General features: G+C 66.0%; 20 protein-coding genes, 2 tRNA genes, 1 rRNA gene and 1 pseudogene. 11 read left to right on the forward strand and 13 right to left on the reverse strand.

The features are described from left to right. Window positions 1–416: 416 nt before the first annotated feature. Both DQ353_RS19760 and DQ353_RS19765 read right to left on the reverse strand, forming a co-directional pair. Window positions 417–493: transfer RNA gene (locus tag DQ353_RS19760), tRNA-Thr, on the reverse strand. Window positions 494–660: 167 nt separating this feature from the next. Next, window positions 661–1,524 (reverse strand): DsbA family protein, encoded by an 864-nt coding sequence (locus tag DQ353_RS19765; RefSeq protein WP_113764896.1) that lies wholly within the window; start codon window positions 1,522–1,524, stop codon window positions 661–663. A 154-nt stretch (window positions 1,525–1,678) separates the two neighbouring features. Between DQ353_RS19765 and DQ353_RS19770 the strand changes: the two genes are divergently transcribed. From DQ353_RS19770 to DQ353_RS19790, 5 genes are all read left to right on the forward strand, one after another. Then, window positions 1,679–3,154, forward strand: coding sequence for an alpha,alpha-trehalose-phosphate synthase (UDP-forming) (locus DQ353_RS19770; protein WP_113764897.1), 1,476 nt, complete (start codon window positions 1,679–1,681; stop codon window positions 3,152–3,154). Window positions 3,155–3,316: 162 nt separating this feature from the next. Then, window positions 3,317–4,099: a trehalose-phosphatase gene (gene otsB, locus DQ353_RS19775; protein WP_113764898.1), complete on the forward strand. Its 783-nt coding sequence runs from the start codon at window positions 3,317–3,319 to the stop codon at window positions 4,097–4,099. A gap of 57 nt (window positions 4,100–4,156) precedes the next feature. Further along, on the forward strand, window positions 4,157–5,281 hold the full coding sequence (locus tag DQ353_RS19780; RefSeq protein WP_113764899.1) for an ABC transporter ATP-binding protein: 1,125 nt from the start codon (window positions 4,157–4,159) through the stop codon (window positions 5,279–5,281). A gap of 134 nt (window positions 5,282–5,415) precedes the next feature. Continuing rightward, window positions 5,416–6,747, forward strand: a complete 1,332-nt coding sequence (locus tag DQ353_RS19785; protein ID WP_113764900.1) for a DUF4032 domain-containing protein — start codon at window positions 5,416–5,418, stop codon at window positions 6,745–6,747. Window positions 6,748–7,074: 327 nt separating this feature from the next. After that, complete coding sequence (locus tag DQ353_RS19790; RefSeq protein WP_113764901.1) at window positions 7,075–7,344, forward strand: hypothetical protein; 270 nt, start codon at window positions 7,075–7,077, stop codon at window positions 7,342–7,344. Here the strand turns inward: DQ353_RS19790 and DQ353_RS19795 are convergent. The 4 genes from DQ353_RS19795 to DQ353_RS19810 form a co-directional block, all read right to left on the reverse strand. Next, window positions 7,341–9,248 (reverse strand): glycoside hydrolase family 13 protein, encoded by a 1,908-nt coding sequence (locus DQ353_RS19795; protein WP_113764902.1) that lies wholly within the window; start codon window positions 9,246–9,248, stop codon window positions 7,341–7,343. The genes DQ353_RS19790 and DQ353_RS19795 overlap by 4 nt on opposite strands. Before the next feature lie 6 nt (window positions 9,249–9,254). After that, on the reverse strand, window positions 9,255–10,163 hold the full coding sequence (locus DQ353_RS19800) for a sugar ABC transporter permease (protein ID WP_113764903.1): 909 nt from the start codon (window positions 10,161–10,163) through the stop codon (window positions 9,255–9,257). After that, window positions 10,163–11,776 (reverse strand): ABC transporter permease subunit, encoded by a 1,614-nt coding sequence (locus DQ353_RS19805; protein WP_113764904.1) that lies wholly within the window; start codon window positions 11,774–11,776, stop codon window positions 10,163–10,165. Before DQ353_RS19805 ends, DQ353_RS19800 begins: the two co-directional genes overlap by 1 nt. A gap of 121 nt (window positions 11,777–11,897) precedes the next feature. Beyond that, complete coding sequence (locus DQ353_RS19810) at window positions 11,898–13,217, reverse strand: sugar ABC transporter substrate-binding protein (protein WP_113764905.1); 1,320 nt, start codon at window positions 13,215–13,217, stop codon at window positions 11,898–11,900. A 279-nt stretch (window positions 13,218–13,496) separates the two neighbouring features. Here DQ353_RS19810 and DQ353_RS19815 point away from each other — a divergent pair, with 279 nt between their 5' ends. The 3 genes from DQ353_RS19815 (at window position 13,497) to DQ353_RS19825 (ending at window position 18,148) form a co-directional block, all read left to right on the forward strand. Next, on the forward strand, window positions 13,497–15,251 hold the full coding sequence (locus DQ353_RS19815; RefSeq protein ID WP_113764912.1) for a glycoside hydrolase family 13 protein: 1,755 nt from the start codon (window positions 13,497–13,499) through the stop codon (window positions 15,249–15,251). Window positions 15,252–15,306: 55 nt separating this feature from the next. Continuing rightward, the gene (locus tag DQ353_RS19820; protein ID WP_113764906.1) at window positions 15,307–16,329 is read left to right on the forward strand and encodes a LacI family DNA-binding transcriptional regulator; all 1,023 of its coding nucleotides are present in this window, start codon (window positions 15,307–15,309) and stop codon (window positions 16,327–16,329) included. A gap of 64 nt (window positions 16,330–16,393) precedes the next feature. Beyond that, window positions 16,394–18,148 (forward strand): glycoside hydrolase family 13 protein, encoded by a 1,755-nt coding sequence (locus DQ353_RS19825; RefSeq protein ID WP_113764907.1) that lies wholly within the window; start codon window positions 16,394–16,396, stop codon window positions 18,146–18,148. A 6-nt stretch (window positions 18,149–18,154) separates the two neighbouring features. Here the strand turns inward: DQ353_RS19825 and DQ353_RS19830 are convergent, their stop codons facing one another. Continuing rightward, a complete protein-coding gene (locus tag DQ353_RS19830; RefSeq protein WP_113764908.1) occupies window positions 18,155–18,727 on the reverse strand; it encodes a transposase in 573 nt (190 codons plus the stop codon). Window positions 18,728–18,834: 107 nt separating this feature from the next. Between DQ353_RS19830 and DQ353_RS21870 the strand changes: the two genes are divergently transcribed. Then, a complete protein-coding gene (locus tag DQ353_RS21870; protein WP_181578523.1) occupies window positions 18,835–19,323 on the forward strand; it encodes an MFS transporter in 489 nt (162 codons plus the stop codon). A 355-nt stretch (window positions 19,324–19,678) separates the two neighbouring features. Here the strand turns inward: DQ353_RS21870 and DQ353_RS19840 are convergent, their stop codons facing one another. Then, window positions 19,679–20,380 (reverse strand): GntR family transcriptional regulator, encoded by a 702-nt coding sequence (locus tag DQ353_RS19840; RefSeq protein WP_353616711.1) that lies wholly within the window; start codon window positions 20,378–20,380, stop codon window positions 19,679–19,681. Here DQ353_RS19840 and DQ353_RS19845 point away from each other — a divergent pair. Then, window positions 20,368–20,964, forward strand: a pseudogene (locus DQ353_RS19845) (carbon-nitrogen hydrolase family protein); the annotation flags it as partial. The gene DQ353_RS19840 and the pseudogene DQ353_RS19845 sit on opposite strands and share 13 nt — an antisense overlap. Here DQ353_RS19845 and DQ353_RS19850 read toward each other — a convergent pair. After that, window positions 20,965–22,131, reverse strand: a complete 1,167-nt coding sequence (locus tag DQ353_RS19850; RefSeq protein WP_220094073.1) for an ISAs1 family transposase — start codon at window positions 22,129–22,131, stop codon at window positions 20,965–20,967. It abuts the pseudogene before it with no gap. Between the two features lie 171 nt (window positions 22,132–22,302). Between DQ353_RS19850 and DQ353_RS21450 the strand changes: the two genes are divergently transcribed. Continuing rightward, complete coding sequence (locus DQ353_RS21450) at window positions 22,303–22,494, forward strand: hypothetical protein (RefSeq protein ID WP_146755350.1); 192 nt, start codon at window positions 22,303–22,305, stop codon at window positions 22,492–22,494. 262 nt (window positions 22,495–22,756) lie between these two features. Here DQ353_RS21450 and DQ353_RS19855 read toward each other — a convergent pair. From DQ353_RS19855 to rrf, 4 genes are all read right to left on the reverse strand, one after another. Further along, a tRNA-Pro gene (locus tag DQ353_RS19855) sits at window positions 22,757–22,833 on the reverse strand. Between the two features lie 71 nt (window positions 22,834–22,904). Beyond that, entirely contained in the window at window positions 22,905–24,287 is a 1,383-nt protein-coding gene (locus DQ353_RS19860) for an FAD-binding oxidoreductase (protein ID WP_113764910.1), read from the reverse strand. 71 nt (window positions 24,288–24,358) lie between these two features. Continuing rightward, the gene (locus tag DQ353_RS19865) at window positions 24,359–24,775 is read right to left on the reverse strand and encodes an SRPBCC domain-containing protein (RefSeq protein ID WP_220094074.1); all 417 of its coding nucleotides are present in this window, start codon (window positions 24,773–24,775) and stop codon (window positions 24,359–24,361) included. A gap of 267 nt (window positions 24,776–25,042) precedes the next feature. Then, window positions 25,043–25,118 (reverse strand): 5S ribosomal RNA (rrf, locus tag DQ353_RS22765); the annotation flags it as partial.

A 25,118-nucleotide genomic window follows, 5' to 3' on the forward strand; every position in this document is an offset into this window, starting at 1 on the left:
ACCTCGACCTCGGTCCTCAACTGCGTGATCAGCACGTCGCGTTCGGCCAGCTGAAGCAGCAACGACTCGATCCGGGCATCGCGTTTGGCCAAGGCGGCATCACGTTCCTCCAGCCGGGCCAGCAACGACTGGACCGTGGGAACCCCGGATGCCTCGGACATGAGAACCCGCCAACCTTCAGGTGGTGCCTAACTGCCTGCGAACATCTTCAGGATCCACCCGGCACCCCGTAAAACCGCGACAACACGCCGTACCGACCCCCTGACTAGTTACTCAAAAAGCACAAAAGGCCCACCAGCTTCGAAAAGACACGAAATCCGGGGCCACGCACCCACTCGCGGGTGTCGGCCAGCGGCCGAAGTTGAATACGAAAGGCCCTACCTCCCTTCATGTGAAAGGAAGTAGGGCCTGCGGCATGGAGCCCCCTGCCGGATTCGAACCGGCGACCCTCGCTTTACAAGAGCGATGCTCTGGCCAACTGAGCTAAGGAGGCATGCTGCCTGGGGCCATTCAAACGGGACCCAAGTGCAGGAACTAGCGTAACCGACATTCCTCGGCAGGATGAAACCGGCATCGTTAACGCCGTAGGCGCTAACACCGTCAGTTGGGTGGTGCACCGGCACGCGGCGAACCACCCAACTGGATGCTGGATCTACGCTGTTACTTGTTTGCCTTGATCGCTGCGTCGACGACGGCAACGAAGTCCGGCTCGGCGTTCGGGTCCCACAGCTTGTCCTGGACGAACACGCTCGGGGTGCCGCCAATGGCATCGACGCGGGCTGCCGCGTCGGTGAACTTCGCGAACGGACGGAAGGTTCCGTCATTGATGCAGCTGGCAACATCGGCGCCGTTGTCCTTGGCCAGCTGGGCCAGTTCCTTATTCTTCAATTCCCCATTGGGGTAGTTGGCGAACAAGGCCTTGGAGAACGGAAGGTACGAGGCCGGGGCCGCATCCGCCACGCAGGCCAGTGCGTTGGCGCCACGCGATGAGTAGTTGGTCGGCGAATTCCCATCAAGGAACGCCACGGTGCGGTACTCGACCGTCACGTCGCCCGCGGCAAGCCAGGTGCTGATCTGCTCGGCGTACTCGGTCTCGAAGTCGGCGCAGTGCACGCAGTTTACATCGACGTAGAGCAGCAGGTTGATCGGCTCACCCTTGGGTGCCGCCTTGTAATCCCGCGGAGTCGGCGTCGCGCCTTCGGTCGGCGCCGTGCCCACATTGTTGATGTCGACGGCAAGCCCCGATGTGTCGGCAAGGGTCTTGTCGGAGGTCAGCGTAATACCGCCGGCAGCGTTGCCGCCCTTTGGCACTGCGCCGGTCTCGGCAACCGTGCCCGAGTTCTTCTGCAGGACGAGGGCCACGACCAACGCAACCACGGCGAGCACCGCCACCAGGACGCCCAACTTGATAAACAGGGACTTGCGCTTGTCAGCCGTTACTTGGGCCGCGTGCATTTTCTGTGCCTGCTCGCGCGCGCTTGCGGTCCGCTCGGCCTTGCTCGGCCGCTGGCTATTCGATGCCATAGGTCAAAACGTCCTTTAAGATTGGATTGGTACTCCCCCGACCAGACCAGTTTAGGGTACGGGGATCGCGTAGCTTAGCGCCGCCGTGTCGCTTACATCACGTAGTTACCCTAAGCTCAAGATCAATCTTGAGCATTAAGAATGGAGGGTCAACATGCAAACGGAACAGAAAGTCGACTACATATCCGGTAGCGAGAAACAAAGCTACGACTTCATCGTGGTGGCCAATCGACTTCCAGTTGACCGGGCAGAGGGCGACGACGGCGAGCTGTCGTGGCGCCGCTCCCCCGGAGGCCTGGTAACCGCCATTGCCCCGGTCATGCAGGAATCAGACGGCGCCTGGGTCGGCTGGCACGGAGCCACCGGCGAAGAGCTCGAGCCATTCGAAAACGACCGGATCCACCTTATCCCCGTCCCGCTGGACGACGAGGACCTGGAGCTGTACTACGAGGGTTTCTCGAACTCCACCCTCTGGCCGCTCTATCACGACGTGATTGTGCCCCCTGAGTTCCACCGGACCTGGTGGGACAACTACAAGAAGGTCAACAAGCGCTTCGCCGACGCCACGGCCAATGTTGCCGCCCAAGGCGCAACGGTCTGGGTGCAGGACTACCAACTGCAGCTCGTGCCCAAGCTCCTGCGCGAGGCACGCCCGGACTTGCGCATCGGCTTCTTCAACCACATTCCCTTCCCGTCTCCCGGGATCTTCTCCCAGCTTCCTTGGCGCAAGCAGATCCTCGAGGGCCTGGCCGGCGCCGATGTCGTGGGCTTCCAGCGCACCGCCGATGCCAGCAACTTCCTGCGCTGCATGCGCCGCTACACGGACCGCACGGTCAAGGGCTCGCTGGCGATACCGCCGGCATCGCCCGAGGCCAGCGGCTCCAGCTCCAACATCTGCCGCGCCGAGGCGCACCCGATCTCCATCGACACCCAGCAGGTCGCGGAGCTCGCACACGATCCAGAGATCATCGCCCGTGCCAAGCAGATCCGCCAGGAACTGGGCAACCCGAAGACCATCCTGCTGGGCGTGGACAGGCTCGATTACACCAAGGGAATCCGCCACCGGCTCAAGGCCTACGGCGAGCTGTTGGCCGACGGTGACATCAAGGTCGGCGATGCCTGCCTCGTGCAGGTTGCCAGCCCCAGCCGCGAGAATGTCGAGCGCTACCAGCAACTCAAGGACCAGGTCGAGCTCATGGTCGGCAACCTCAACGGCGAGCACGACACCATGGAACACACGGCCATCCGCTACCTGCACCATTCGTACCCGATGCGGGAAATGATTGCCCTCTACCTGGCCGCGGACATCATGCTCGTGACTTCGCTGCGTGACGGCATGAACCTGGTGGCCAAGGAATTCGTGGCGGCCCACACCGCTGACACCGGCATGCTGGTGCTCTCTGAGTTCACCGGGGCCGCGGACCAGCTGACCCAGTCGGTGTTGGTGAATCCGCATGACATCGACGGCATGAAGTCCGGGATCATGCGAGCACTGCTTATGGATCCACAGGACTCGGCCCGGCGGATGCGCCGCATGCGCCGGCACCTGCGCGACCATGATGTGGCCCGCTGGTCCCAGACGTTCCTCGCCTCGCTGGCCCAGCCGCTGCCGGTGGACACGCTGGTCTAGGCTGGATGATGTAGTGGCGCGGGTGCACAGCGGGAATTCTTCCCGTTGCACCCGCGCATTGCATTTGCACCCATTGCCCCGGGGCAAGCCGGAAATCCTGCCCCGGCCCGGGTGTTCGTTCCTTACCCGCTTCAACTGCCTGAAAGGATCAGCTGGTTACCTATGGGTCCCATAACTCCCGACCTCGCCGATGCCATCGAATCCCTGGTCGATACCCCGATCCTGCTTGTGGCCCTGGACTTCGACGGGACCGTGGCCCCCTTGGTCGACCGTCCCGAGGACGCGCGTCCGTTGCCAGCAGCCTCCGAGGCCCTGGCCAAGCTGGCCGCCCTGGAAAACACCGTCACCGCGCTGATCTCCGGCCGCGATCTGGCCTCGCTGCGCGCCGTGGGCAGCCCGCCGGAGCGAACCTTGTTGGTGGGCAGCCACGGCACCGAACGCTGGGCACCGGAAACCTTCGGAGCCGAGGACGAGCACATCGACCTCAGCGGCGCGCAGACCGCGTCCCTGGCCAAGGCCACCGAAACCCTCGAAGCCATCAGCGCAGCCAATCCGGGCACCACCCTTGAATACAAGCCGGCCTCAATCGTCCTGCACGTGAGGCAGGCCGCCCCCGAGGTTGCCACGGCAGCGCTGCGCGCCGCCCACGAGCAGCTGGATGGAATCGAGAACCTGCAGGCATTGGACGGCAAGTCCGTGCTGGAGGCCAGCGTGCTGGTGGGCACCAAGGGCGATGGCCTGAACTGGCTGCGCGAGGTCGCAGACGCATCCACGGTGCTCTTTGCCGGGGACGATGTCACGGACGAGGACGCCTTCGCTGCATTGCGCCCCGGAGATATCGGGGTAAAAGTCGGTTCGGGGAAATCCCAGGCACAATTCCGTCTTAATGGGCCCGGGGAATTGCCTGCGCTTTTAGAATCCATCCTTGATATGAGAAGCTTGTGATTCCATTCACTTCGGACCGTCGGGCACGTACCTGCCCGTGAAAGGATTGTTGCCCCTATGGCATCAGTAACTTTTGACCAAGCCACCCGCGTCTACCCGGGTGCCACCAAGCCCAGCGTTGACAAGATTTCCCTCGAGATCGCCGATGGCGAATTCCTGGTTCTTGTCGGCCCCTCCGGCTGCGGAAAGTCCACGACCCTGCGCATGCTCGCCGGCCTGGAAGACATCAATTCCGGACGCATCCTCATTGGCGACCGCGATGTCACCAATGTTCCGCCCAAGGACCGCGACATCGCCATGGTCTTCCAGAACTACGCGCTCTACCCGCACATGACCGTGGGCGACAACATGGGCTTCGCCCTGAAGATCGCGGGCATCGACAAGGAAGAGCGCGCACGCCGCGTGCAGGAAGCCGCAAAGCTCCTTGACCTCGAGGACTATCTGGACCGCAAGCCGAAGGCCCTCTCCGGCGGCCAACGCCAGCGTGTTGCCATGGGTCGCGCCATCGTGCGCAGCCCCCAGGTCTTCCTCATGGATGAGCCGCTGTCGAACCTTGATGCCAAGCTCCGCGTGCAGACCCGCACGCAGATTGCTTCGCTGACCCGCCGTCTGGGCGTCACCACCGTGTACGTGACCCACGACCAGGTCGAGGCCCTGACCATGGGCGACCGCGTCGCAGTCCTCAAGGATGGCCTGCTGCAGCAGGTCGGCACGCCGCGCGAACTCTACGACACGCCGCAGAACGTCTTCGTTGCCGGCTTCATCGGATCCCCGGCCATGAACCTGTTGGAACTGCCGGTGGCCGACGGCGGTGTCGCCTTCGGCGGCACCATCTACCCGGTGGCTTCGGCAACGCTGGAGGCCGCAACCGGCAACTCGGTGACCCTGGGCGTACGTCCCGAGGACCTGGACCAGGTCGGTGCGGACGAAGGCCTCTCGGTCGAGGTCGACGTGGTCGAGGAACTCGGCGCCGATGCCTACGTCTACGGACACACCTTCGTGGGCGGCACCGAATACCAGATGGTCGTGCGCGTCGACGGCCGCAAGCCCCCGTTCAAGGGCGAAACCATCCACGTGCTGCCGAAGGTCGGACACGTCCACCTCTTCGACACCGCCTCCGGCGAACGTCTGGCCGAGCCGGCCAGCACCGGGGCACACGCACAGGTGGCCAGCGAGGTCTAAACCTGCCGCTTGTTGTCGCGAGCTTTCACGGCAATGGCCAATGGCGGCCGTATTCAGCCCAGCGCTGGGTACGGCCGCCTTTGCATATCCCTGATTTTCCCCTCCCCACCGCAGCAAGAAACGGCATCCACGCCATGATTCGCCACACCGCCAATTGGCACGACGAACCCACCAACCACTCCCAGTCCGGCAAGCTGCCGCGCGAGTCTTCCTCGGCCGCGACCCCGGCAGTGTCCGGCTCGTTGTCGATCACCGCGGCCACCGCCGACCCCGGTCTGCTGGATTTACCGTGGCAGCTCCCGCTGGAGGACTGGCCGGCCGACACCCTGGCCCCGCTGCCTCGCGGCATTTCCCGGCACGTGGTGCGCTTCGCCATGATGGGCGGAGCGGTCATTGCCATCAAGGAAACCGGCGAACACGTGGCCCGGCACGAATACCACATGCTGCGCAAGCTGCGCCGGTTGGCAGCCCCCTGCGTGGAACCTGTCGCGGTGATCACCGGGCGCAAGGACAGCGAGGGCAACGACCTGGACCCGGTGCTGGTCACCCGGCACCTGAAATACTCCCTGCCTTACCGCGCCCTGTTCTCGCAGAAACTGCGCCGCGACACCCTCACCCGCCTCATCGACGCCCAGGCGCTGCTGCTGGTCCGCCTGCACCTGATCGGCTTCTACTGGGGAGATGTCTCCCTTTCCAACACGCTGTTCCGGCGTGATGCAGGCTCCTTCGCCGCGTACCTGGTGGATGCCGAAACCGGCGAGCTCTACCCGGAGCTGTCCCCGGGGCAGCGCGAATATGACCTGGAAATCGCCCGGGTCAACATTGCCGGTGAACTCATGGACCTCATGGAGGCCGGGCTGATCGAGGACACCGTGGACCCGGTGGCCACCAGCGAGGACATCCTGCACTCCTATCGCGGGCTCTGGGCCGAGCTGAACGACAAGGAATCCTTCGACCTGTCCGAACGCTGGAGGGTCGACGAGCGCATTCGCCGGCTCAACGAGCTGGGCTTCGACGTGGAGGAAATCAGCCTCAAGACATCCCCCGATGGCGGCCAGCTGGTCATCCAACCCAAGGTGGTTGACGCCGGGCACCACACCCGAAGGCTCTTGCGGCTCACCGGGTTGGATGTGGAGGAAGGGCAGGCCCGCAGGCTGCTCAACGACATGGATGCCTATCGGGCCAAGAAGCACCCGGAGCTGGACGAGGAACTCGCCGCGGCCCATTGGGTCACCGATGTCTTTGACCGGATCACCGGAGCGATCCCCCGCGAGTTCCACGGCAAGCTGGAACCGGCGCAGATCGTGCACGAGGTCCTCGAACACCGCTGGTATATTTCCGAGGCCCGCGGTTCCAACGTGCCCATGGAGGCGGCGGTCGCCTCCTACGTGGAGGCGGTGTTGCGCCACCGCAGGGACGAAGCCCGGCTGGTATTGGGCCCGGACGAGCAGTCAACGGGCGAATAGCAGGCCTGAATCGTTGGGCTGGTTCCCTGCTGTCGGGCGGTCGAAAAATAGTCGATGTTTCTACCAGGATCTTTGTCACCCCGGCCTCGCCCGGCCGCCCGGTCGCGGCTTCGGTCGATGGCCATCTGCAAGCGGGACGCCTCATAAGGCCCCAGGCAGATCTTTGGCTAGGCTTTGAGTTCCTTCGCCCCGGCACGGCGATTTGCGGTGCACCCCGCGGCCGGGCCGAATATCCGGATACCTACTAGTCGTTCGTGGTTTCACCCATCAACCGGCGGCGCGGAACTCGCCGGACCGGTCCCGGTGTTGCGGAGGGAACGGATTTCGATGTCGAAGTGGCTTGGGCCCACCGGAGAACACGCGCCAGGGGAAGTGCCGAAGTGGGCGGGGGTCTCCGCCCGCGGGAAAATGCTTGTCGGTGTCCTCTGGCTCGCGGTGGCGGTGGCAGTCCTTGCGCTGCTGCGTCTCAGGCTTCCGGATGATGCCGTATTTGGCGGATTCCTGCCGATCTTCATCGCGATCCTGGTGTTCTCCGCGGGAAGCTCAGCGACCGAACGCGGCATGGTCCGCGGCCGGGATTCGGCTGCCGCCCATTAGCTCCACGCACCCGTTGCCTTTGCCAGCTGGAAGGAAACCCCGGGACCACTGGCACCGACCGTGACCTCCCCGGTTTCATCCACCGCCACGTCCACGGCGTTCCCGAGCGCCAGCAGCGCGCTTCCCGGATCACCGGCCAGCCGCGCCGCGGCACCCAGGTTCGTTTCCGCGACAGGGCCGCGGGCCACCACGCAGAGCACCGAGCCGGTGGGATGTTCCCGAATCCAGACCAGCAGATTCCCTTCCGCGGCAATCCAGCGCAGCGAACCGTCAATCAGCGCGCGGTGGCCGGCGCGCAGTGCGGCCAACTCTGCATAGAGCGGGCGCAGGTCCTTGCCCCACTTTTCGGGTGTGCCCCAGGGCATGGGGGTGCGTGAATCCTCGCCGTTGAACCCGTGCAGCCCGAACTCGTCCCCGGCAAAGACCAGCGGGATCCCCGGGAAAGCGAATTGCACGCACGCAGCGAGCTCCTGCCCTCCGGCGATCATGTGGCTGGCGGCCCGGGCCGTGTCGTGGGTGTCCAGGGCGTTGGCGTTGGCAAGCCGCACCTCCCAACTGAAGCCCGCCGACATTTCCCGGTGCGTCGCCGCGAAATCGGCCGCGTCGATGCGCGCCGGCCCGGGCTGCGGCAGCCCGAAAAACCATCCGTTCTGTTCCGGCGGCTCGTCCCTGGCCAGCCATTGCCACAACGGGCGGGTGAAATTGCTGTAGCTCACCACTCCCTGCCAGCCGTCACCGGGAACGTCGGGAGCCGCGTCGGACGTGGATTCGGCCAGCAACATGGCACCGGGCTTCACTTCCTCGATGCGTTGGCGCAGCATCCGGGCGACCTCGTGGTTCAGGTCGTCGCTCCCGCGCCGCCCGGTCATGTTGCCCACGTCGATGCGCCAGCCATCAAGGTTGAACGGCGCCTTCAACCAGCGCACCGCCACCGAGTCATCGGCCAGGATGAAGCGCTCGCGCAGGGCCACGGAATTCCAGTTCAGCTTCGGCAACGAAGGCACGCCGAGCCAGGCCTCGTATTCGGTGTGCTCCTCGTTGAAGTAGTAGTACTGCCCCGTGGGCGCCCCGGGATTCCGGTACGCATCCACGAACCAGTGGTGCCCGGCCCCGGTGTGGTTGGTGGTCAGATCCCCCACCACGCGCAGGCCGCGGGCATGGGCGGCCTCGATTAGGGAGACCAGTGCAGCATCCCCGCCGAGCAGCGGGTCGACCTCGTCGAACGAGGAGGCGTCGTAGCGGTGGTTGGAGGCGGCCGGGAAGATGGGCGTCAGGTAGAGAATGGTGGCGCCCAGGTCCGCGAGGTGCCCGAGGTGCCCCTGGATGCCGGGAAGGTCCCCGCCGTAGAACTGGCGGCTGGTCTCCGGCCCGGTGCCCCGGACCTCGGTGTCCCAGTCGCAGGACACCATCCAGCCGGCCCGGGGCTTGTCGGCGCCCGAGTTGGCGAACCTGTCGGGGAACACCTGGTACATGACCGATTCCTTGATCCAGTCCGGGGTTGGGTACCCGGCGTGGATCCGGAAGTCGAAGGCATCGGGGACATCGCGGCGGTGCAGCCCGGCGGCGGTGAACCACCGATAGCTCGCCTTTCCCGCATCCTCCGTGTACTGGAGGTACCAGCGGTAGCGTTGCACCGGGTTCACCATGGGCAGCGGGGCCTCGAAGAAGTCGTGGGAGCCATCGCCGCCCGCCTTGCTTGCGGGCTCCAGGTGCGGTTCGCCGTCGCGCAGGCTGCGCAGCCACACGGCCGCAGGTGCCCCTGCGCCCGCGGGAACCCGGAGCCGCACCCGCAGCACCTCGCCCGGCAGCGGGGCCGCGGGGCCCAACACATAGGCGGGTGATCCGTCGTGGTGCGGCTGCAGGGCCAGGCCCGAATCGATCCCGCGCATCCTGTCGCCGGGCATGGTGCGTTATCCCTTCACGCCGCCGGCGGTCAGGCCGGAGGTGATGTAGCGCTGCAGGAACAGGAAGAGTGTCATCACCGGGATCGCCGCCAGCACCGCGCCCGCGGCAAAGACGCCCCAGTTCTCGCTGCGCTGCTGGGCGACGTAGGAGTACAGCCCCACGGCCAGGGTCTGGGAGTCGGGGTCGGTGAGCACCACGGAGGCGATCACGAACTCGGAGGAGATCCCGATGAAGGCCAGCAGGCCCACGACCGCGAGGATCGGGGTGACCAGCGGCATGATGATCTGGAAGAACACCTGCACGTGGCTGGCCCCGTCGATGCGCGCGGACTCGTCCAGCGAGGTCGGGACCGTGTTGAAGAACCCGTACATCAGGTAGGTGTTCACGCCCAGCGCGCCGCCGAGGTACACCATGATCAGCCCGAGCTGCGAGCCCAGGCCCAGGGCCGGGATGATGTCGCCGATGAAGTTCAGCAGCAGGAAGATCGCCACGACGGTGAGCAGCTGCGGGAACATCTGCAGCAGCAACAGGGTCAGCAGCCCGACGCGGCGGCCGGTGAAGCGCATGCGGGAAAACGCGTAGGCGGCCATGGCACCGAGGAACACCGTGGCGGCGGAGGTGACGGTCCCGATGACCAGGGTGTTGACGAACCAGCGGCCAAAGGGCCGTTCCTGGTTGGCGAAGAGCTCCTGGAAGTTCCCGGTGCCGAACTCGGTGAACAGGCTGCTGGCCCCGGCCATGGTGCCGGTGGGGTTCAGCGCCGCCGAGAGCACGTAGAGCAGCGGGAAGATGGAGAAGGCGGTGGCGGCAATGGCGACCAGATGGCGCCAGCCCTTGGCCTTGAACCATTGGCCGAAGGAGGCTTTGTTGGCCGGCACCGCTGTTGCGGTTGCCTTGGTTGTCGGGGTGCTCATTAGTTCAAGTCCTCCAGGGCCTTGGTCTTCTTGAAGCTCAGTGCCGACACCGCGGCGACGATGATGAAGATCAGGATCGCCAGGGCGCTTGCCAGTCCGTAGTCGCGGCCGGTTCCGGTGCCGAAGGCGATCTTGTAGACCATGGTGATCAGGATGTCGGTGGAACCGATGTCGAAGGTCGTACCGTCAAAGCGCGGGCCGCCGCCGGTGAGCATGAAGATGACGTTGAAGTTGTTGAAGTTGAAGGCGAAGGAGGCAATCAACAGGGGCGCCAGGGACACCAGCAGCAACGGCAGCTTGATGGCGGTGAAGATCTTCCACGCCCCGGCCCCGTCCATGCGGGCCGCCTCGTCGACGTCTTCGGGCAGGGACTGCAGGGCCCCCGTGCACACCAGGAACATGTACGGGTAGCCCAGCCACAGGTTCACCATGAGCACCGAGACCTTGGAGAGCACCGGATCGGTGAGCCAGGGTATCTGGGCGCCGCCCAGCAGCGCGTTGTTGATGAACCCGAATTCGGGGTTCAGCAGGCCGGACCATACCAGCCCGGAGAGGAAGGCGGGGAAGGCATAGGGAAGGATCATCAGGATCCGGTAGAACTTCTTGCCCTTCAAGTCCGCCTTGTTGAAGGTGATGGCCAGGAAGAGCCCGAGGGCGAAGGTGGTGGCCACCGAGAGGATCGCGAACCCGAAGGTCCAGGCGATGACCTTCAGCAGCGGGCCCTGCAGGTTCGGGTCGGTGAATGCGCGCTCGAAGTTTTCCAGCCCCACGTTGACCTTCCACCCGGTGTTCAGGTGGGTGCCGTCGGCGGCCACGAAGGAGCCGCGCCCGTCATCGGAGTAGACGACGCCGGTGGCCGTGTCGGTGAAGGTGTCGGCGTTCGCGTCGTACTTGAGCTTCGGCGTGTAAACGTAGGACGTGGAGCCGTCCGCTGTCTTCAGCGAACCGTCTTCGGGGTTGGCGCTGATCGGGACGCTCAGCGAGGTGATCTCCGCCTGGTGCTGCAGCAGCGTGGCGAAGTCCAGGGTGCCGTAGCCTTCCACGCCGGCGGCAGCCCCGGTGGGGCCCGTGGCGGAGGGTGTGACGGTGTGCAGCGGCTCCTCGGCGCCGCCGAGTTTCGCCTCGCCTTCCGGGGTGGTGACCAGCAGGAAGTAGCTGCCGTTCCTTTCCAGCACCGAGGTGGGGAATTGCGGGGAGTCCGGGACGCGTTCGGAGGCCGAGAGCTGGATCGAGGCGATCGCGTCTTCCTTGGAGGAGTTGTGCCCGTCGCCGTAGTTGGTGAACGCGATGTAGGTGGAGAAGATCATCACGAAGACCTGGAAGACCATCAGAAAGATGACCCCTGGTGCCAGGTACTTGGCCGGAAGGCCGCCGCGGCGCAGGTAGATCCAGTTGATGGCCATGGTGGTGAGCAGGGAGATGCCGAAGATCAGCCATTCGGCCGAAAGCGCCAGCTGGAAGAGCACGAAGGCCGCCACGGCATCGGTGATGCCCAGCAGGATGATCTTGGCGAGGATACCGCCGAGGGAATCGGGGCCGCGGCCGTTCTTCGACGGTTTCCGCCCGCCCGGCAGCGCCAGGGACACCTCGGGCTTTACTTCGATTTCTACCATGGTCCGGCTATCTTTCCTCGTGCGCTCAACCGCGCGGGCGGCGATGATGTGGGGATTCCCCCGGGGCCCGGTGCGCGGCTGCTGCGCACCGGGCCCCCGGGGGCAGTGGTGTTGCGTGCGGCTACTTGCTGCCGGCAATCTTCTTTTCGATGTTGGCTGCCATCTTCGTCCAGGCTGCCGCCGGGTCGGCTTCCTTGCCCTTGATGAGGTTCAGCTCGGTGCCGCCCCAGTCGGCCCAGACGGCGTCCATGGCCGGAACCGCCGGCATCGGCACGCCGTTGGCGCCGATCTCGCCGAAGGCCTTGACCACGGGATCGCTGGCGGCCTTCTCGAAGGAGGCGGTCAGCGCCGGCGGGCGTCCGCCGACCTTGAACAGTTCGTCCTGGGCCTCGGGCTGGCTGAGGTAGTTGACCACGAACTCGTTGGCGGCCAGGGCATTGGTGGACTTGGCGGAGATGAAGAAGCCGTTCACGCCGATGAAGGGCTGGGCGGGCTTGTCCCCGGCGGTGGGCAGCGGGTCGACAGCGAACTTGATGCCCTTGGCAGCGATGTCCGGGACGTTCCACGGGCCGGTGAGGAAGTACGGGGATTCCCCGGCCAGGAATTTCTCCTTGGCGATGTCGCCGGTGATGTTGGAGTTCAGGACCTTGGAGCCCTTGTCACCCAGGTCGGTGAGCAGCTGCGCGAACTTCTTGCCGCCCTCGTTGCCCAGGGCCAGCGCGCTGGCGTCGTAGCTGCCGTCGGCGTTTTGCGCGAAGACCGGTGCCCCCATGGAGGTCTGCAGCGGGTAGAGGTGGTACGGGTCGGCCTGCTTGGGATCGAGCCCCACCAGGAACGGGAACTTGGCGTCCCCGGCGGCCACGGCCTTCTTGCCCTCGGCGAGGACCTCGTCCAGCGTGGCCTTGGCCTCGGGGGCGAGTGCGGTGTTGCGGATCAGGGCAACGTTCTCGATGGAGTACGGAACCGCGTAGGTCTGGCCGTCGTAGGTCACTGCCTTGATGGAGCTCTCGGCGAAGTCCTTGGCCTTGTCACCGAGCTGCACCGGGGCCACGACACCGTTCTGCACGAGCTTGCCCAGCCAGTCATGCGGACCGACCAGCACGTCGGGTCCCTTGCCGGTGGGGGCCTGGGTGATGAAGTCGTCGCGCACCGCGGCGAAGTCCTTGACGACCAGCTTGACGTCGATGCCCTTCTCGGCCTTGAACTTGGCAACGATGTTCTTCAGTGCCGGCGAGCGCTCGGCGTCGACCCACATGGTCAGGCTGGTGCCCGTGGCCGGGGCGCTGGTCGCGGCGGCGGCGGTGGCCGCGGGGCTCGAGCTGGCCGCCGGGGTGCCGGAGCCTCCGCAGGCGGTGAGCGCCAGGGCGGAGAGTGCCCCGACGGCGCCCAGGGTGAAGGTGCGGCGCGTCAGGCGTGCACCGGGGGTCGTGTTTCCCGTCATGATGGTTCCTCTTTCGAGTGTTGGGCGCCCGGTGGATCGTTCGGCGCTGATGGCGTGAGGTTTAGTGTAAGCGCTTCCACTCGTGTCGTCTAGGTCACAGGACGGGCCGGTCCCCCGTCCGGCCGCCGCGGACGACTGGAATTCCGTTGCATTACCGGTCTTGTAGGCGCGCAAGGTGCAGTTGGTAACTTTTTGGGAACAGTTGCACGCCTCCTGGCTTCTTCACGTTCAAGTGGAAACGCTTCCATTCTTGGTGTTTCCACCGTTATGATGGAGCGCATGTCACAGACCGAAGAGCTCCCCGCGATCCCCAAGCCCGCCGTCCCGGCCCGGTTCGAGGAGGCCACCCACGCACCTTCCGGCGGCACGCAGTGGTGGCGCCGCTCGGTCATCTACCAGATCTACCCGCGCTCCTTCCGCGACACCACGGGCAACGGGATCGGCGACCTGCGCGGCATCACCACCGAGCTGCACCACATCGCGTCCCTGGGTGTGGACGCCATCTGGCTCTCCCCGTTCTTTGCCTCCCCGCAAAAGGACGCCGGCTACGACGTCTCCGACTACCGCGCCGTCGACCCGCTCTTCGGGACGCTGGAGGACTTCGACGCGCTGATCGCCGAGGCCAACCGGCTCTCGGTCAAGATCCTGGTCGACATCGTGCCCAACCACTGCTCGGACCAGCATGCCCTGTTCCGCGAGGCCCTGGCTTCCCCCGCCGGATCGGCGGCCCGGGACATGTTCATCTTCCGCGACGGACGCGGGGACGGGGGCCACTTGCCTCCCAACAACTGGCAGTCCCACTTCGGCGGCTCGGCCTGGACCCGCGTCCCCGACCCCGACGGCTCCGAAGGCCAGTACTACCTGCACCTCTTTGACTCCTCCCAGCCCGATTTCAACTGGGACAACCCGGCGGTGGGCGAGGAGTTCGAGTCGGTCCTTCGCTTCTGGCTGGACCGCGGCGCAGGCGGGTTCCGCGTGGACGTCGCCCACGCCCTGGTCAAGGCCTCGGGGCTGCCTGACTGGCACGGACGGGCCGACGGCGCCGACACCCCCGGATACCCGTTCGCCGACGCACCGATGTTCGGCCAGCCCGCCGTGCACGAGGTCTTCCGCCGCTGGCGGGCGATCTGCGAGGCGTATCCCGGCGAGCGCGTGCTGTGCGCCGAGGCCAACGTCCACCCGATCGAGACCATGGCCGACTGGGTGCGCCCGGACGAGATGCACCAGTCCTTCAACTTCCCCTTCCTGCACACCGGCTGGGACGCCGCAGCGCTCAAGGCCATCATCACCCGGTCGCTGAAGGCCTTCGACGCGGTCGGGGCACCGAGCACCTGGGTGCTGTCCAACCACGATGTGCCCCGACATGCGACCCGGCTCGGCGCGCCCACCCCGGCATTGCGCCCGGGAGACGGCCTGGGTCCCGGTGACGTGCAGCCCGATCCGGTGCTTGGACTCGAGCGGGCGCGTGCCGCGACGCTGTTCATGCTGGGGCTGCCCGGAGGCGCCTACCTCTACCAGGGCGAGGAACTGGGGCTGGGCGACCACACCGAACTCCCCCATGAATACCGCCAGGACCCCACCTACGCACGCACCGACGGCGAGCGCCTGGGCCGCGACGGCTGCCGGGTCCCGCTGCCCTGGAACGATTCGACCCGATCGCTGGGTTTCAGCGATGCCGACACCGGGTGGCTTCCCCAGCCCCCGGGCTGGGAATTGCTGACCCGTCAGGCCCAGGAGTCCGATCCGGATTCGACGCTGAACCTCTACCGCAAGGCGCTGGAGCTGCGCGGATCCCACGGACTGGGGCTGGGCAACCTAAACTGGCTTGAAGACACCGTCGGCGGGCAGCTGCTGGGATTCGGGAACTCCGGGGTGCTGGTGTTGCTGAACCTGGGTTCGACCCCGGTGGCTGTGCCTGCCGGAGAGGTGCTGCTGGCCAGCTCCGCCACCGCGCTCGGGGAAGCGCCGGCGGGCACCGGATCACTGGTGCTGAACCCGGATGCGGCCCTCTGGCTGCGCCCGCGCACCGCCTAGCGCCCGCGCACACCGCCCGATCCCCCGCTACCCAGGACAAGGAAGCCGAAGCAACATGGCAAGCATCAAGGACGTCGCACTTCGTGCCGGGGTCTCGGTCGCCACGGTCTCCCGTGCGCTGTCCGGGAAGGGGAAGGTCTCCGCGGCCTCCCGCGAGGCCGTCGCCCGGGCGGCCAAGGAACTGGGCTACGTGCTGTCCTACAACGCCTCCTCGCTGGCCTCGGGGCGCAGCCGCAACATCGGCATCGTGGTGCCCACCATCTCGCGCTGGTACTTCGCCAACGTGCTCCAGGGCGCCACCCAGGAACTCAACGAACGCGGCTACGACCTGACCCTGTACAACACCAGCGGGGAACAGCGGCACCGCGATGCGGTCTTCCAGGACCTGCTCATGCGCCAGCGCCTCGACGCGGTCATCACCGTCACCCTCAAGCTCACCGCCCCCGAGCTGCACCAGCTGCGCTTGGTCGGCAAGCCGCTGGTGGCCCTGGGCGGGCTACTGCCGGAGGTGTCGACCATCCGCGTCGATGACTTCAACATCGCCTCGCTGGCCACCGAGCACCTGGTCTCCCTGGGGCACACGAAGATCGCGTTCCTGGGCGGCGCCGACGTGTTCAACGTTGACTTCAACCTGCCCGCAGCCCGGCTCGACGGCTTCGAGTACGCCCTGGACCAGGCCGAGATCGCGGTGAACCCGCAGTGGCTGCTGGACGCGGACTTCACCACGGCCGGGGCCTACCAAAAGGTCCGCAGCCTGCTGTCCAACCCGCGCGGCCGGCCCACGGCGCTGCTCTGCGCCTCGGACGAGATGGCCTTCGGCGCCATCATGGCCGCCCGCGACCTGGGATTGTCGCTGCCCGGGGATTTCTCGGTGATCGGCATCGACGGGCACGAGCTCGGCGAACTGTACGGGCTGACCACCATTGCCCAGCACCCCGGAGCCCAGGGCGAGGCAGCGGTGGCCCGCATCATGGAGCTGCTCGGCGAGGACGGCCACCCGGATCCCCCGTCCCCCGCACCCGACCAGTTCTTCCCCACCGAGTTCGTGCTGCGCACCTCCACCGCGCCACCGGCCTGATCGACAACCAACGCAACCCGGGCCGAGCAGGATCCCGCCCCCACAAGTAGATAGGCTGGAACCCATGTCGCTACCCCTGGACGCACCCCACGCGTCGGATGCCCCGGCCCAAGATCCCTCGCCCTACGCCTTGGCGCCGGCTGCCCACGAGCCCGCGGCGGGAGACCAATGGTGGCGCCGCGCGGTGATCTACCAGATCTACCCGCGCTCCTTCAAGGATTCGACCGGATCCGGCATGGGGGACCTGGCCGGCATCACCTCCGAGCTGCCGAAGATCGCGTCCCTGGGCGTGGACGCCATCTGGCTCTCCCCCTTCTTCCCCTCCCCGCAAAAGGACGCCGGCTACGACGTGTCCGACTACCGGGGCGTGGACCCGCTCTTCGGAACCATGGAGGATGCCAAGACGCTGATCAGTGCCGCGGCGTCCTTCGGCATCCGCATCATCATCGACATCGTCCCCAACCACTGCTCCAACGAGCACGCCTTGTTCACCTCGGCCCTGGCCGCCGCACCGGGTTCCCCCGAGCGGGCCATGTTCCACTTTGCCGATGGAAGCGGCGAGGGCGGAAACACCCCGCCGAACAACTGGCAATCGCTCTTCGGCGGCTCGGGCTGGACCCGCGTTCCGAACCCCGACGGCACGGAAGGCCAGTACTACTTCCACCTCTTTGACGCGACCCAGCCGGACTTCAACTGGCGCAATCCCGCGGTGCAGGAAGAGTTCGAAACGACGCTCCGCTTCTGGCTGGATGCCGGTGCCGGGGGCTTTCGGATCGACGTCGCCCACGCGATGTTCAAGAAGGAAGGAATGCCCGACTGGGGCGGGGCACCGGACGGCGCCCCGCGGCCCGGCTACCCGTTTGCCGATGCCCCCATGTTCGGCCAGCCCGAGCTGCACCAGGTCTTTGCCCGCTGGCGGGAAATCTGCGAGGAATATCCCGGGGAACCGGTGCTCTGCTCGGAGGCCAACGTGCGCCCGCTGACGCGGCTGGCCGACTGGGTCGCACCGGGCCAGATGCACCAGAGCTTCAACTTCGATTACCTGCGCACCCTGTGGGACCGCGACGCCCTGGCAACCGTCATCGGCGACTCGCTGGCAGCCTTCGACGCCGTGGATGCGCCCACCACCTGGGTGCTGTCCAACCACGATGTCTCCCGCCACGCCACCCGCTTCGGGTACGACGGCCGCGCCATGGACCTGGGCGACGGGATCGGCCCGCGCGACCCGCAGCCGGACACCGTGCTGGGCCGCACCCGGGCGCGTGCCGCCACGGTGTTCATGCTGGGGCTGCCCGGTGGTGCCTACCTGTACCAGGGCGAGGAGCTGGGACTGGGCGACAACACCACGCTGGAAGACGCATACCGCCAGGACCCCACTTTCCTGCGTTCGGGCGGCGAGCGCATCGGGCGCGACGGCTGCCGCGTCCCGATCCCCTGGGTGCACGACGCCCCTGCCTGCGGGTTCTCCCCCACCGGGGAAACCTGGCTGCCGCAACCGGAAAACTGGGCCGACTTCTCCCGCGACCTGCAGGAGCAGGACCCGGATTCAACGCTGAACCTGTACCGCAAGGCCCTGTCGCTGCGCAGCGGGCTCGGCCTGGGTCTGGGATCCCTGGCCTTCTACGCGAACCCCCAGCTGCCCGAGGTGCTGGCCATCCGCAACGGGGACACCGTCAACGTGCTGAACCTCTCCGGGGCCCCGGTGCAGCTGCCCGAGGGCGAGCCGCTGCTCTTCTCCGCCGCCGACGGTCCCGCACTGGCCGCCGAGGGCCTGCTGGGCGCCAACTCGGCGGCCTGGCTGCGCGCCACCGAGGGCTAGTGGTCATTAACCCAAGCTCGTCGGGGGCCAGGCGGCGAACATCGGTTCGTGGGCGCCCAGCCGGTGGAGGTAGCCGTTGAGGTCGTGCCGTGTGTATTTCCAGTCGAAGGGCTCGGCCATGGTGTTGTAGCGCGACTGGAAGGCCATAAGCCGATCCGCCAGGACCTCCAGGTCGGCGCCGTCGATCGCCTGGCGCTGGACGATGGAGAAGTAGATTTCCACCTGGCTCAGCCACGAGGCGTGCACCGGCAGATGCACCAGGGTCGCGTTCGGCCAGGCCGCGTTCATCCGGGCAGTGGACGGGGCCCCGGTGTGGGAGGAGCCGTTGTCCACGCCCCGGAACACCCGGCGGGCCGAGGCGTAGGGTTCGGTTCCCATCACTTGGGCCGCCAGCGCCATGAACGGAGCGATGCCGGTCTTCTCCGCGATGCTGCCAAGAACCCGCGCCCGGTGCACGTCGTACGCGGCGAAGTAGGCCAGGGTCCCGCCGCGCCGGTACTCGAACTCGAGGCGCTCGGCCCGTCCCCGTCCCCGTCCCGGTCCCGGTCCCGGGGACAGGGATGGGGGCCGGCGGTGCAGGGCCTGGAGCTGGGATTTTCATCCGAACTGACCACGTAGTCATCCGCCCCGAGCGGCGCGGCCTCTGGGCATCCGCCGCCCAGGTCGGGCCGCCGGCCGGCAACCTGATGGCCAACGGCGCACTTGCCGTCCTGACACTGGTGCTCTCCGAGGAGCAGTTCATCGGCTCCGGCTGGCGGATCGCGTTCCTGTTCTCCGCCTTGCTCGTGGCCTTCGGGCTCAGGATCCGGCTCCACCTGGCGGACACCCCGATCTTCAAGGCCATCGAGGCCCGGGGTGGGCAGCCCAACGCCCCCATCAAGGAAATCTTCCGCCACGAACTGCGTCCGCTGGTTGCGGCAACGCTGTCCCGGGTTGGTCCCGATGTGCTCCACGCACTTTTCACGGTGTTCACCCTGGCCTACGGCATCCAGGTCCTCGGATACGAGCGCAACCAGGTCCTCACCGCGGTCCTGGTCGGTTCCGCATTCCAGCTGTTCGTGATCCCGCTCGCCGGGGCGGCCTCCGACCGGTTCAACCGCCGGTTGGTTTACGCGGATGCCGCGGACCTCGGGGGTCTGCTGGACCTTCATCTTCTTCGTGCTGCTTGGCGGTGACAACCAGCTGATGCTCATGGCCGGAATCGTCCTGGGCCCGATGTGCCACTCCTTCATGTACGGCCCCCAGGCGGCGTTCGTGGTGGAACGGTTCTCGCCGCGCCTTCACTCGACCGGCTCGTCGCTGGCCCACACCTTCGCGGGCTTGATCGGTGGTGCCATCGCCCCGCTGATGTTCACGCTGCCGCTGAGCAAACTCGGCGGCTGGATCCCCGTCGCACGCTATGTGGCGGTCGCCGGCGCGGTGACCCTCGCGGGGCTCGCACTTGGCCGGGATCCGCACCCGACCCAGGACGATGAGTTCCACACTGCCCTGGAGACCGCATGGCCTTCGGCGGCCCGCCCGCAAGGGTGCTCAGCTACGCAGCAGGATGTCCCGAGTGACGTTCAGGTGATGGCCAATGGCCGCTTGGGCCTTTTGGCCATCACCCTGGACCAGGGCATCGAGGAGGTCCTGGTGTTCGCGGCAAACATGCTCACGTCGACCACTGGTGCGGAACAACGCGTCAATGCCGACCATCACCTGGCGCACATGGAGCTTGCCGTAGGTCCGGGAGATCAATTCGTTGCCGGCCGCGTCGATGAGTTGCTGGTGGAACGGCGCGTCGAGCCGGATGAACTCCCGCGCCGATTCCGCCTCGTGGGCCGCCGGCAGGTCGGCCTGCTGCTTCAGGGTTTGGGCCATCGCCTCGGCCGGAACGTTCCCCGAGCCGATGGCGAGACGGGCTGCGTGGCTTTCCAGTACGCCACGCAGTTCCATGAGCTCGGATATCTCGCGACCGGTGACCACGGGGATGTAGGCACCACGCTGCGGAATCAATTCGACCAGCCCGTCGGAAACCAGCAGCAGCAGGGCCTCGCGCACGGGGGTTCGGGACACGCCGATTTCGGCTGTCAGCTCTTGCCCATTGAGGAACTTCCCCTGCATCGTTGAATCGATCAGAACGTTCTCACGCGGGTACAAGTAGGCCTTTTCGCGGATAGAGGCAGCCTGGCGGATATTTTTCGACATACATTGTGCATACAACAAACTGGAGGAATCACATGCGTTTGGCATTGGCACAGATCATCAGCGGCGGAAAACCGGCAGAAAACCTTGCCCTGGTGCGCCGCTATTCGGAAGACGCGAAGGCCCAGGGAGCCGAGCTCGTTATCTTCCCCGAGGCCACCATGTGCGCCTTCGGCAATCCGCTGGCCGATGTGGTCGAACCGATCGACGGGCCGTGGGCCACGGCGGTCCGCGCCATGGCCTCGGAAACAGGCATCACCATTGTTGCAGGCATGTTCACCCCCGGCAACGGCGGCAGGGTCCGAAACACCCTGCTGGCCACCGGACCCGATGTGGAAGCGTCGTATGACAAGATCCACCTCTTTGACGCCTTCGGCTATTCGGAGTCTGACAGCGTGGACCCCGGCACCGAGCCGGTGGTGTTCCGGATGGGCGGCATCACCTTCGGGCTGGCCACTTGCTATGACGTGCGATTCCCGGCCCTCTTCACGGCAAATGCGGCAGCGGGCGCACAGGTGAACATCGTCTGCGCCTCGTGGGGCGCCGGCGAAGGCAAGCTCGAGCAGTGGGAACTCCTGTGCCGTGCGCGCGCCCTGGACAGCACCACCTTTGTGGTTGCCTGTGGCCCAGGGCTAATGCAAAGTCGCTGATGGGGTCATGAACCCGATGCGTTCCAGCGGGCGTGCGGGGTGTTTGGCCATGTAGCGGTTGGCCTTGGCAATGTTGGTGCTGTGGTTGAGCCGATGCAGGCTGAGGGCCAGGTTTCGCAGGCTCGCCATCACCCGCGGCGCGACACCCGTCCGGGTTTGGCTCACATCCTCCTGGAACGTGACATCCCGGCACCAATGGAGGGAATTCTCTATTTTCCAGTGGCCCCGGATCCAGGTGTTCAGCTGCCGCGGGCTTGCCCGGTGGGCCGGCAACGAGGTGATGAGATATACGACCTCGATGGACCACTTCGTCCCCTTCAGTGGCCGTGTCTTTCGGGTCAGTTGCGCTGCCTGCAACGCGTGCGGGAACTTGATGCCGCCAGTGAGCGTGGCGACCTTGATCCTGCGGATGCTCCGGCGCCCGTGCCCGGTATCTTGTTGCTGGTTCCCCCACGGGACTTCTTTCCAGGGCAAGGCTTGGAGTTGCTTGAGCAGCTTGGGTTGGTTGCCTTTCACCGTCATCAGGAAATGGGCTCTTCGTGCGTGGAGGAACTCCGCATGGCGACCCAGAGTGTGCAGGGCATCGATGGTGATGATCCTGCCGTCCAAGTCACCGAGGGTTTCCAGGATCGAATCGAGCCGGGTGATCTCGTTGGTCTTGACTCCGACGTCGACCTGTCCTAGGACGGTGCCGGTGTCGTGGTCCAGCGCTGCCATGAGGTGCACGCGGTCCGCGCCACCGTTTTTGGCTCCGCGCACTTCCTTGCCGTCGATGGCGATGATCCGGGCGTCGACCTGGGTTTGCATCCATGCGCCCAGGGCTTGGTCGAAGGCCTCGGCATCCAATCGGGCCAGGACGCGCTGGAAGGTGGTGACGTGCGGTGCTGTGAATCCGGTGGTGCGCAGCGAGGTGGAGGCGGCGTAGGTTGACCAGTCTGCGATGGCGGCGAAGGATTTGGCTCCGGCCAGCACCGCGCAGAGGGCAACGGCCAGGATCCAGGCCAGCTGGTGGCGGATGCCGCGAGGTTTGCGGTGGTCGGGGAAGGCGGCGAGTGCCTGGAAGATCGATTCCGGTGTCACGAAGCTGTGGAGGTTTTCGGGGATGTCTTCCAGTTGGCCATGGAGGATGCTGATGGGGGAAGATGGCATGGAAGAACTCCTGTTGGAACGATGATCTAGACAATCACCAGTTTTAACAGGAGTTTTTCGTCATTAAAAGGACCCGGACGGCCGTGTCGGAAGATCCGTTCGCGAGTAGTCACTCACGACTTTGCATTAGCCCTGGCCTGTGGCCAGGGGGACCCGGCGAGCGTCGGCATCGTGGCGACGTCATCCGCCCCGACGGGCGTCGGGGCCAGCGCCGCGGTATCCCCGTTGGGGTCGGTGCTGGTCTCGCTCGGTGCCGCACCGGGTCTGGCCGTGGTCGACGTCGATGTCTCGATCCTGGACGACGTGCGGGCCAAGCTGCCCGTGCTGGCGAACGCACGCACCTTCGAACACGCCAGGCGATAACAGACCCGTCCCCTGCATCGATTCCAGCCCGGCCCACCCCTCGGCGCCAAGAACGCGCGGTGTGCCCCCACGGCTTTCCGCCGGCCGGCACACCGCACATTCTTGCATGGCCATCCAGGGGTGCAGGGATTCGAGTGCATCGCGGGGGCCACTGCCCCGGCGCCGCGACGGGGATCGTTCAGCACGTGGTTTTCGCACTTGGTGTCATGCATTAAATGGGACGAGCCCCGCAGGAAACCGAAGTTTCTTGCGGGGCTCACATTGGTCGGGATAACAGGATTTGAACCTGCGACCTCGTCGTCCCGAACGACGCGCGCTACCAAGCTGCGCCATATCCCGGTGTTGTACCAACGAATAAAAAGTTTACCGACTTTTCACCCCAACACCTAATCGAAGCCGTTGGCCTTGCATCACACGATCGCCTTGCCGGGGTTCAGGATGCCCTGCGGGTCGAAGACGGCCTTGATTTTTCGCTGCAGTTCCAGCACTTCCTCGGACTGTTCCCACGCCAGCCATTCACGCTTCACGGTGCCTACTCCGTGCTCGCCGGTGATGGTGCCGCCAACCTCCAACGCGGCACGGATGGACTCGTCAAGGGCTGCCTCGAGCCGGGCCACGCCCTCGGTTCCGTCGTCGGGGTCCACCCAGAAGGTGGGATGCAGGTTGCCGTCGCCGGCGTGGGCGACGATGCGCACCATGACGTTGTTCCTGGCCGCAATCCTGTCCAGGCTTCCCATGTAGTCGACCATGGCCGACCGGGGCACCGCGATGTCCTCGCCAACCCGGTACTGGTCGTCCTGGCCGTCGCCGCGGCTGGCGCGGCGCATCTCGATCAACCGCACGGCTTCCTCGTCGTCGGGTTCGCTCACTTGGGCCCCGAGGTTCTCCAGCGCCGAGCGCACGATACCCGCCTCGATCTCCGCTCCGTGGCCGTCCGTGCGGACCAGCAGCAGCGCGCCGCCGCGGGCGCTGAGGTCCGAGCCGTAGGCGGCATCCAGCACGCGCATGGTCCCGATATCCAGCAACTCCAGGATCGCCGGCTGCACGCGCACCCGGGCGATCGCCACCACTCCGGCCGCGGCCTGGACGACATCGGTGAACACCGCGGCGATGGAGCAGGTCCTTTCGCTGAGGTAGCGCAGCCGAACGGTCACCGAGACGACCACCGCCAGGGTCCCTTCCGAACCAACCAACAGCGAGGTCAGATCGTATCCGGCGACACCCTTGAAGGTGTTTCGCCCGGTGCTGATCAACGTGCCGTCGGCCAACACGACTTCCAGGCCAAGGACCGAGTCGGTGGTCACCCCGTATTTGGCGCAGCGCAGGCCTCCGGCATTGGTGGCCACGTTTCCGCCGATGGTCGATTCCTTGTAGCTGGCCGGGTCTGGCGCGTACATAAGACCATGCTTGGCAACGGTCCTGTTCAGCACGGCATTGATGACTCCGGGCTGCACCACTGCCACTTCGTCTTCCGCGCGGATCTCCAGGATCCGGTTCATGCGTTCAAGCGAGAGCACGATGCAGCGGGCCACAGCATGGGCACCGCCTGAGACGCCCGTCCCGGCCCCACGGGGCACAACCTTGACCCCGGCCGCCGAGGCGAGCCGCAGGGCCGCCTGAACGTCTTCCACGCGCTCGGCAAAGACCACGGCCAGGGGCAGCTGGGGGTCGACGATCTTCCCGAAGTCGTGGCTGTGGGACTGAAGCACCGTGGGATCGGTGGATACCGCCCCCTCACCGATGTGTTGGACCAGGTCATCAATCAACGCCGCATCGGCGGTTTGCAGGCTCATGCCACCCTTTCGAAGCATTCTCGGGTATGGCTGTGCCGTCGCTGGCGGCACAGCGGTCTGTGTCCGGGGGTTTAGCGCTCGGCTTGGCCGCCGGCTCCCATGAAGCGAGCATAGTACTCAAGGACCTCGGGCCAGTCCGTGTAGCGATCGTATTGCTGCTGGCCGATCTCCCCGGCAGCCCAACCGTCATGCGTCAGGACCACTTCGGTTCCGCTGCCCTGTTCATGGAATTCCAGGCTCACATGGGTGGGCGGGGCGGTTTCCATGCCGAGGGTGAAGTCCAGGACGATGGTCTCTGGTGCTACGAGGTGAACGATCTTGCCCCAGAGCTGCTGGTCTCCGTCTTCCGACTCCTCGAGCAGGCTCCCACGCTCGAAGGTCACATGGCTTCCCGGGCCGAACTGCGAGAATTTGCTTACAGGCCACCAGAGGTGGATGTACTCGGAGAAGCCTTCAAATGCCTGGTCCGCTGTTGCCGGAACGTTCACCGTATGCCGATGCTCCGGCAAGTGGTAACCGTCTTGGGAGCTGGGCTCATTGGCTGATGCCGCGTGTGAAAATAGTCCGTCCATCCCTCAACCCTAATGGCTCTGGCCATGAAGGTCGCTTGCGAGGCAGCCGGCCCGGGGTCGGGGTCGGGCGTTAACGGGGTGCGGCCCCCGGCGGGTGCCGGGGGCCGCAACGGGCGCCGCCTGGTTCGGGCGTTAAACATCGGAACCCCTGAACAATGATGTTCAGGGGTTCCGGGACGGATTGTCCGGCGGTGACCTACTCTCCCACACCCTCCCGAGTGCAGTACCATCGGCGCGGTGGGTCTTAGCTTCCGGGTTC

The sequence above is a fragment of the Arthrobacter sp. AQ5-05 genome (genome assembly GCF_003287975.1).
Lineage (GTDB): Bacteria > Actinomycetota > Actinomycetes > Actinomycetales > Micrococcaceae > Paeniglutamicibacter.

Coding starts and splice junctions, on each gene's coding strand:
- DQ353_RS19795 (WP_113764902.1), bottom strand. CDS start 9,248: ATGCCCGGCGACAGGATGCGCGGGATCGATTCGGGCCTGGCCCTGCAG.
- DQ353_RS19850 (WP_220094073.1), bottom strand. CDS start 22,131: ATGCCATCTTCCCCCATCAGCATCCTCCATGGCCAACTGGAAGACATC.
- DQ353_RS19765 (WP_113764896.1), bottom strand. CDS start 1,524: ATGGCATCGAATAGCCAGCGGCCGAGCAAGGCCGAGCGGACCGCAAGC.
- DQ353_RS19825 (WP_113764907.1), top strand. CDS start 16,394: ATGTCGCTACCCCTGGACGCACCCCACGCGTCGGATGCCCCGGCCCAA.
- otsB (WP_113764898.1), top strand. CDS start 3,317: ATGGGTCCCATAACTCCCGACCTCGCCGATGCCATCGAATCCCTGGTC.
- DQ353_RS19860 (WP_113764910.1), bottom strand. CDS start 24,287: ATGAGCCTGCAAACCGCCGATGCGGCGTTGATTGATGACCTGGTCCAA.
- DQ353_RS21870 (WP_181578523.1), top strand. CDS start 18,835: ATGGCCAACGGCGCACTTGCCGTCCTGACACTGGTGCTCTCCGAGGAG.
- DQ353_RS19815 (WP_113764912.1), top strand. CDS start 13,497: ATGTCACAGACCGAAGAGCTCCCCGCGATCCCCAAGCCCGCCGTCCCG.
- DQ353_RS19785 (WP_113764900.1), top strand. CDS start 5,416: ATGATTCGCCACACCGCCAATTGGCACGACGAACCCACCAACCACTCC.
- DQ353_RS19770 (WP_113764897.1), top strand. CDS start 1,679: ATGCAAACGGAACAGAAAGTCGACTACATATCCGGTAGCGAGAAACAA.
- DQ353_RS19820 (WP_113764906.1), top strand. CDS start 15,307: ATGGCAAGCATCAAGGACGTCGCACTTCGTGCCGGGGTCTCGGTCGCC.
- DQ353_RS19840 (WP_353616711.1), bottom strand. CDS start 20,380: ATGCCAAACGCATGTGATTCCTCCAGTTTGTTGTATGCACAATGTATG.
- DQ353_RS19805 (WP_113764904.1), bottom strand. CDS start 11,776: ATGGTAGAAATCGAAGTAAAGCCCGAGGTGTCCCTGGCGCTGCCGGGC.
- DQ353_RS19810 (WP_113764905.1), bottom strand. CDS start 13,217: ATGACGGGAAACACGACCCCCGGTGCACGCCTGACGCGCCGCACCTTC.
- DQ353_RS19790 (WP_113764901.1), top strand. CDS start 7,075: ATGTCGAAGTGGCTTGGGCCCACCGGAGAACACGCGCCAGGGGAAGTG.
- DQ353_RS19800 (WP_113764903.1), bottom strand. CDS start 10,163: ATGAGCACCCCGACAACCAAGGCAACCGCAACAGCGGTGCCGGCCAAC.
- DQ353_RS19780 (WP_113764899.1), top strand. CDS start 4,157: ATGGCATCAGTAACTTTTGACCAAGCCACCCGCGTCTACCCGGGTGCC.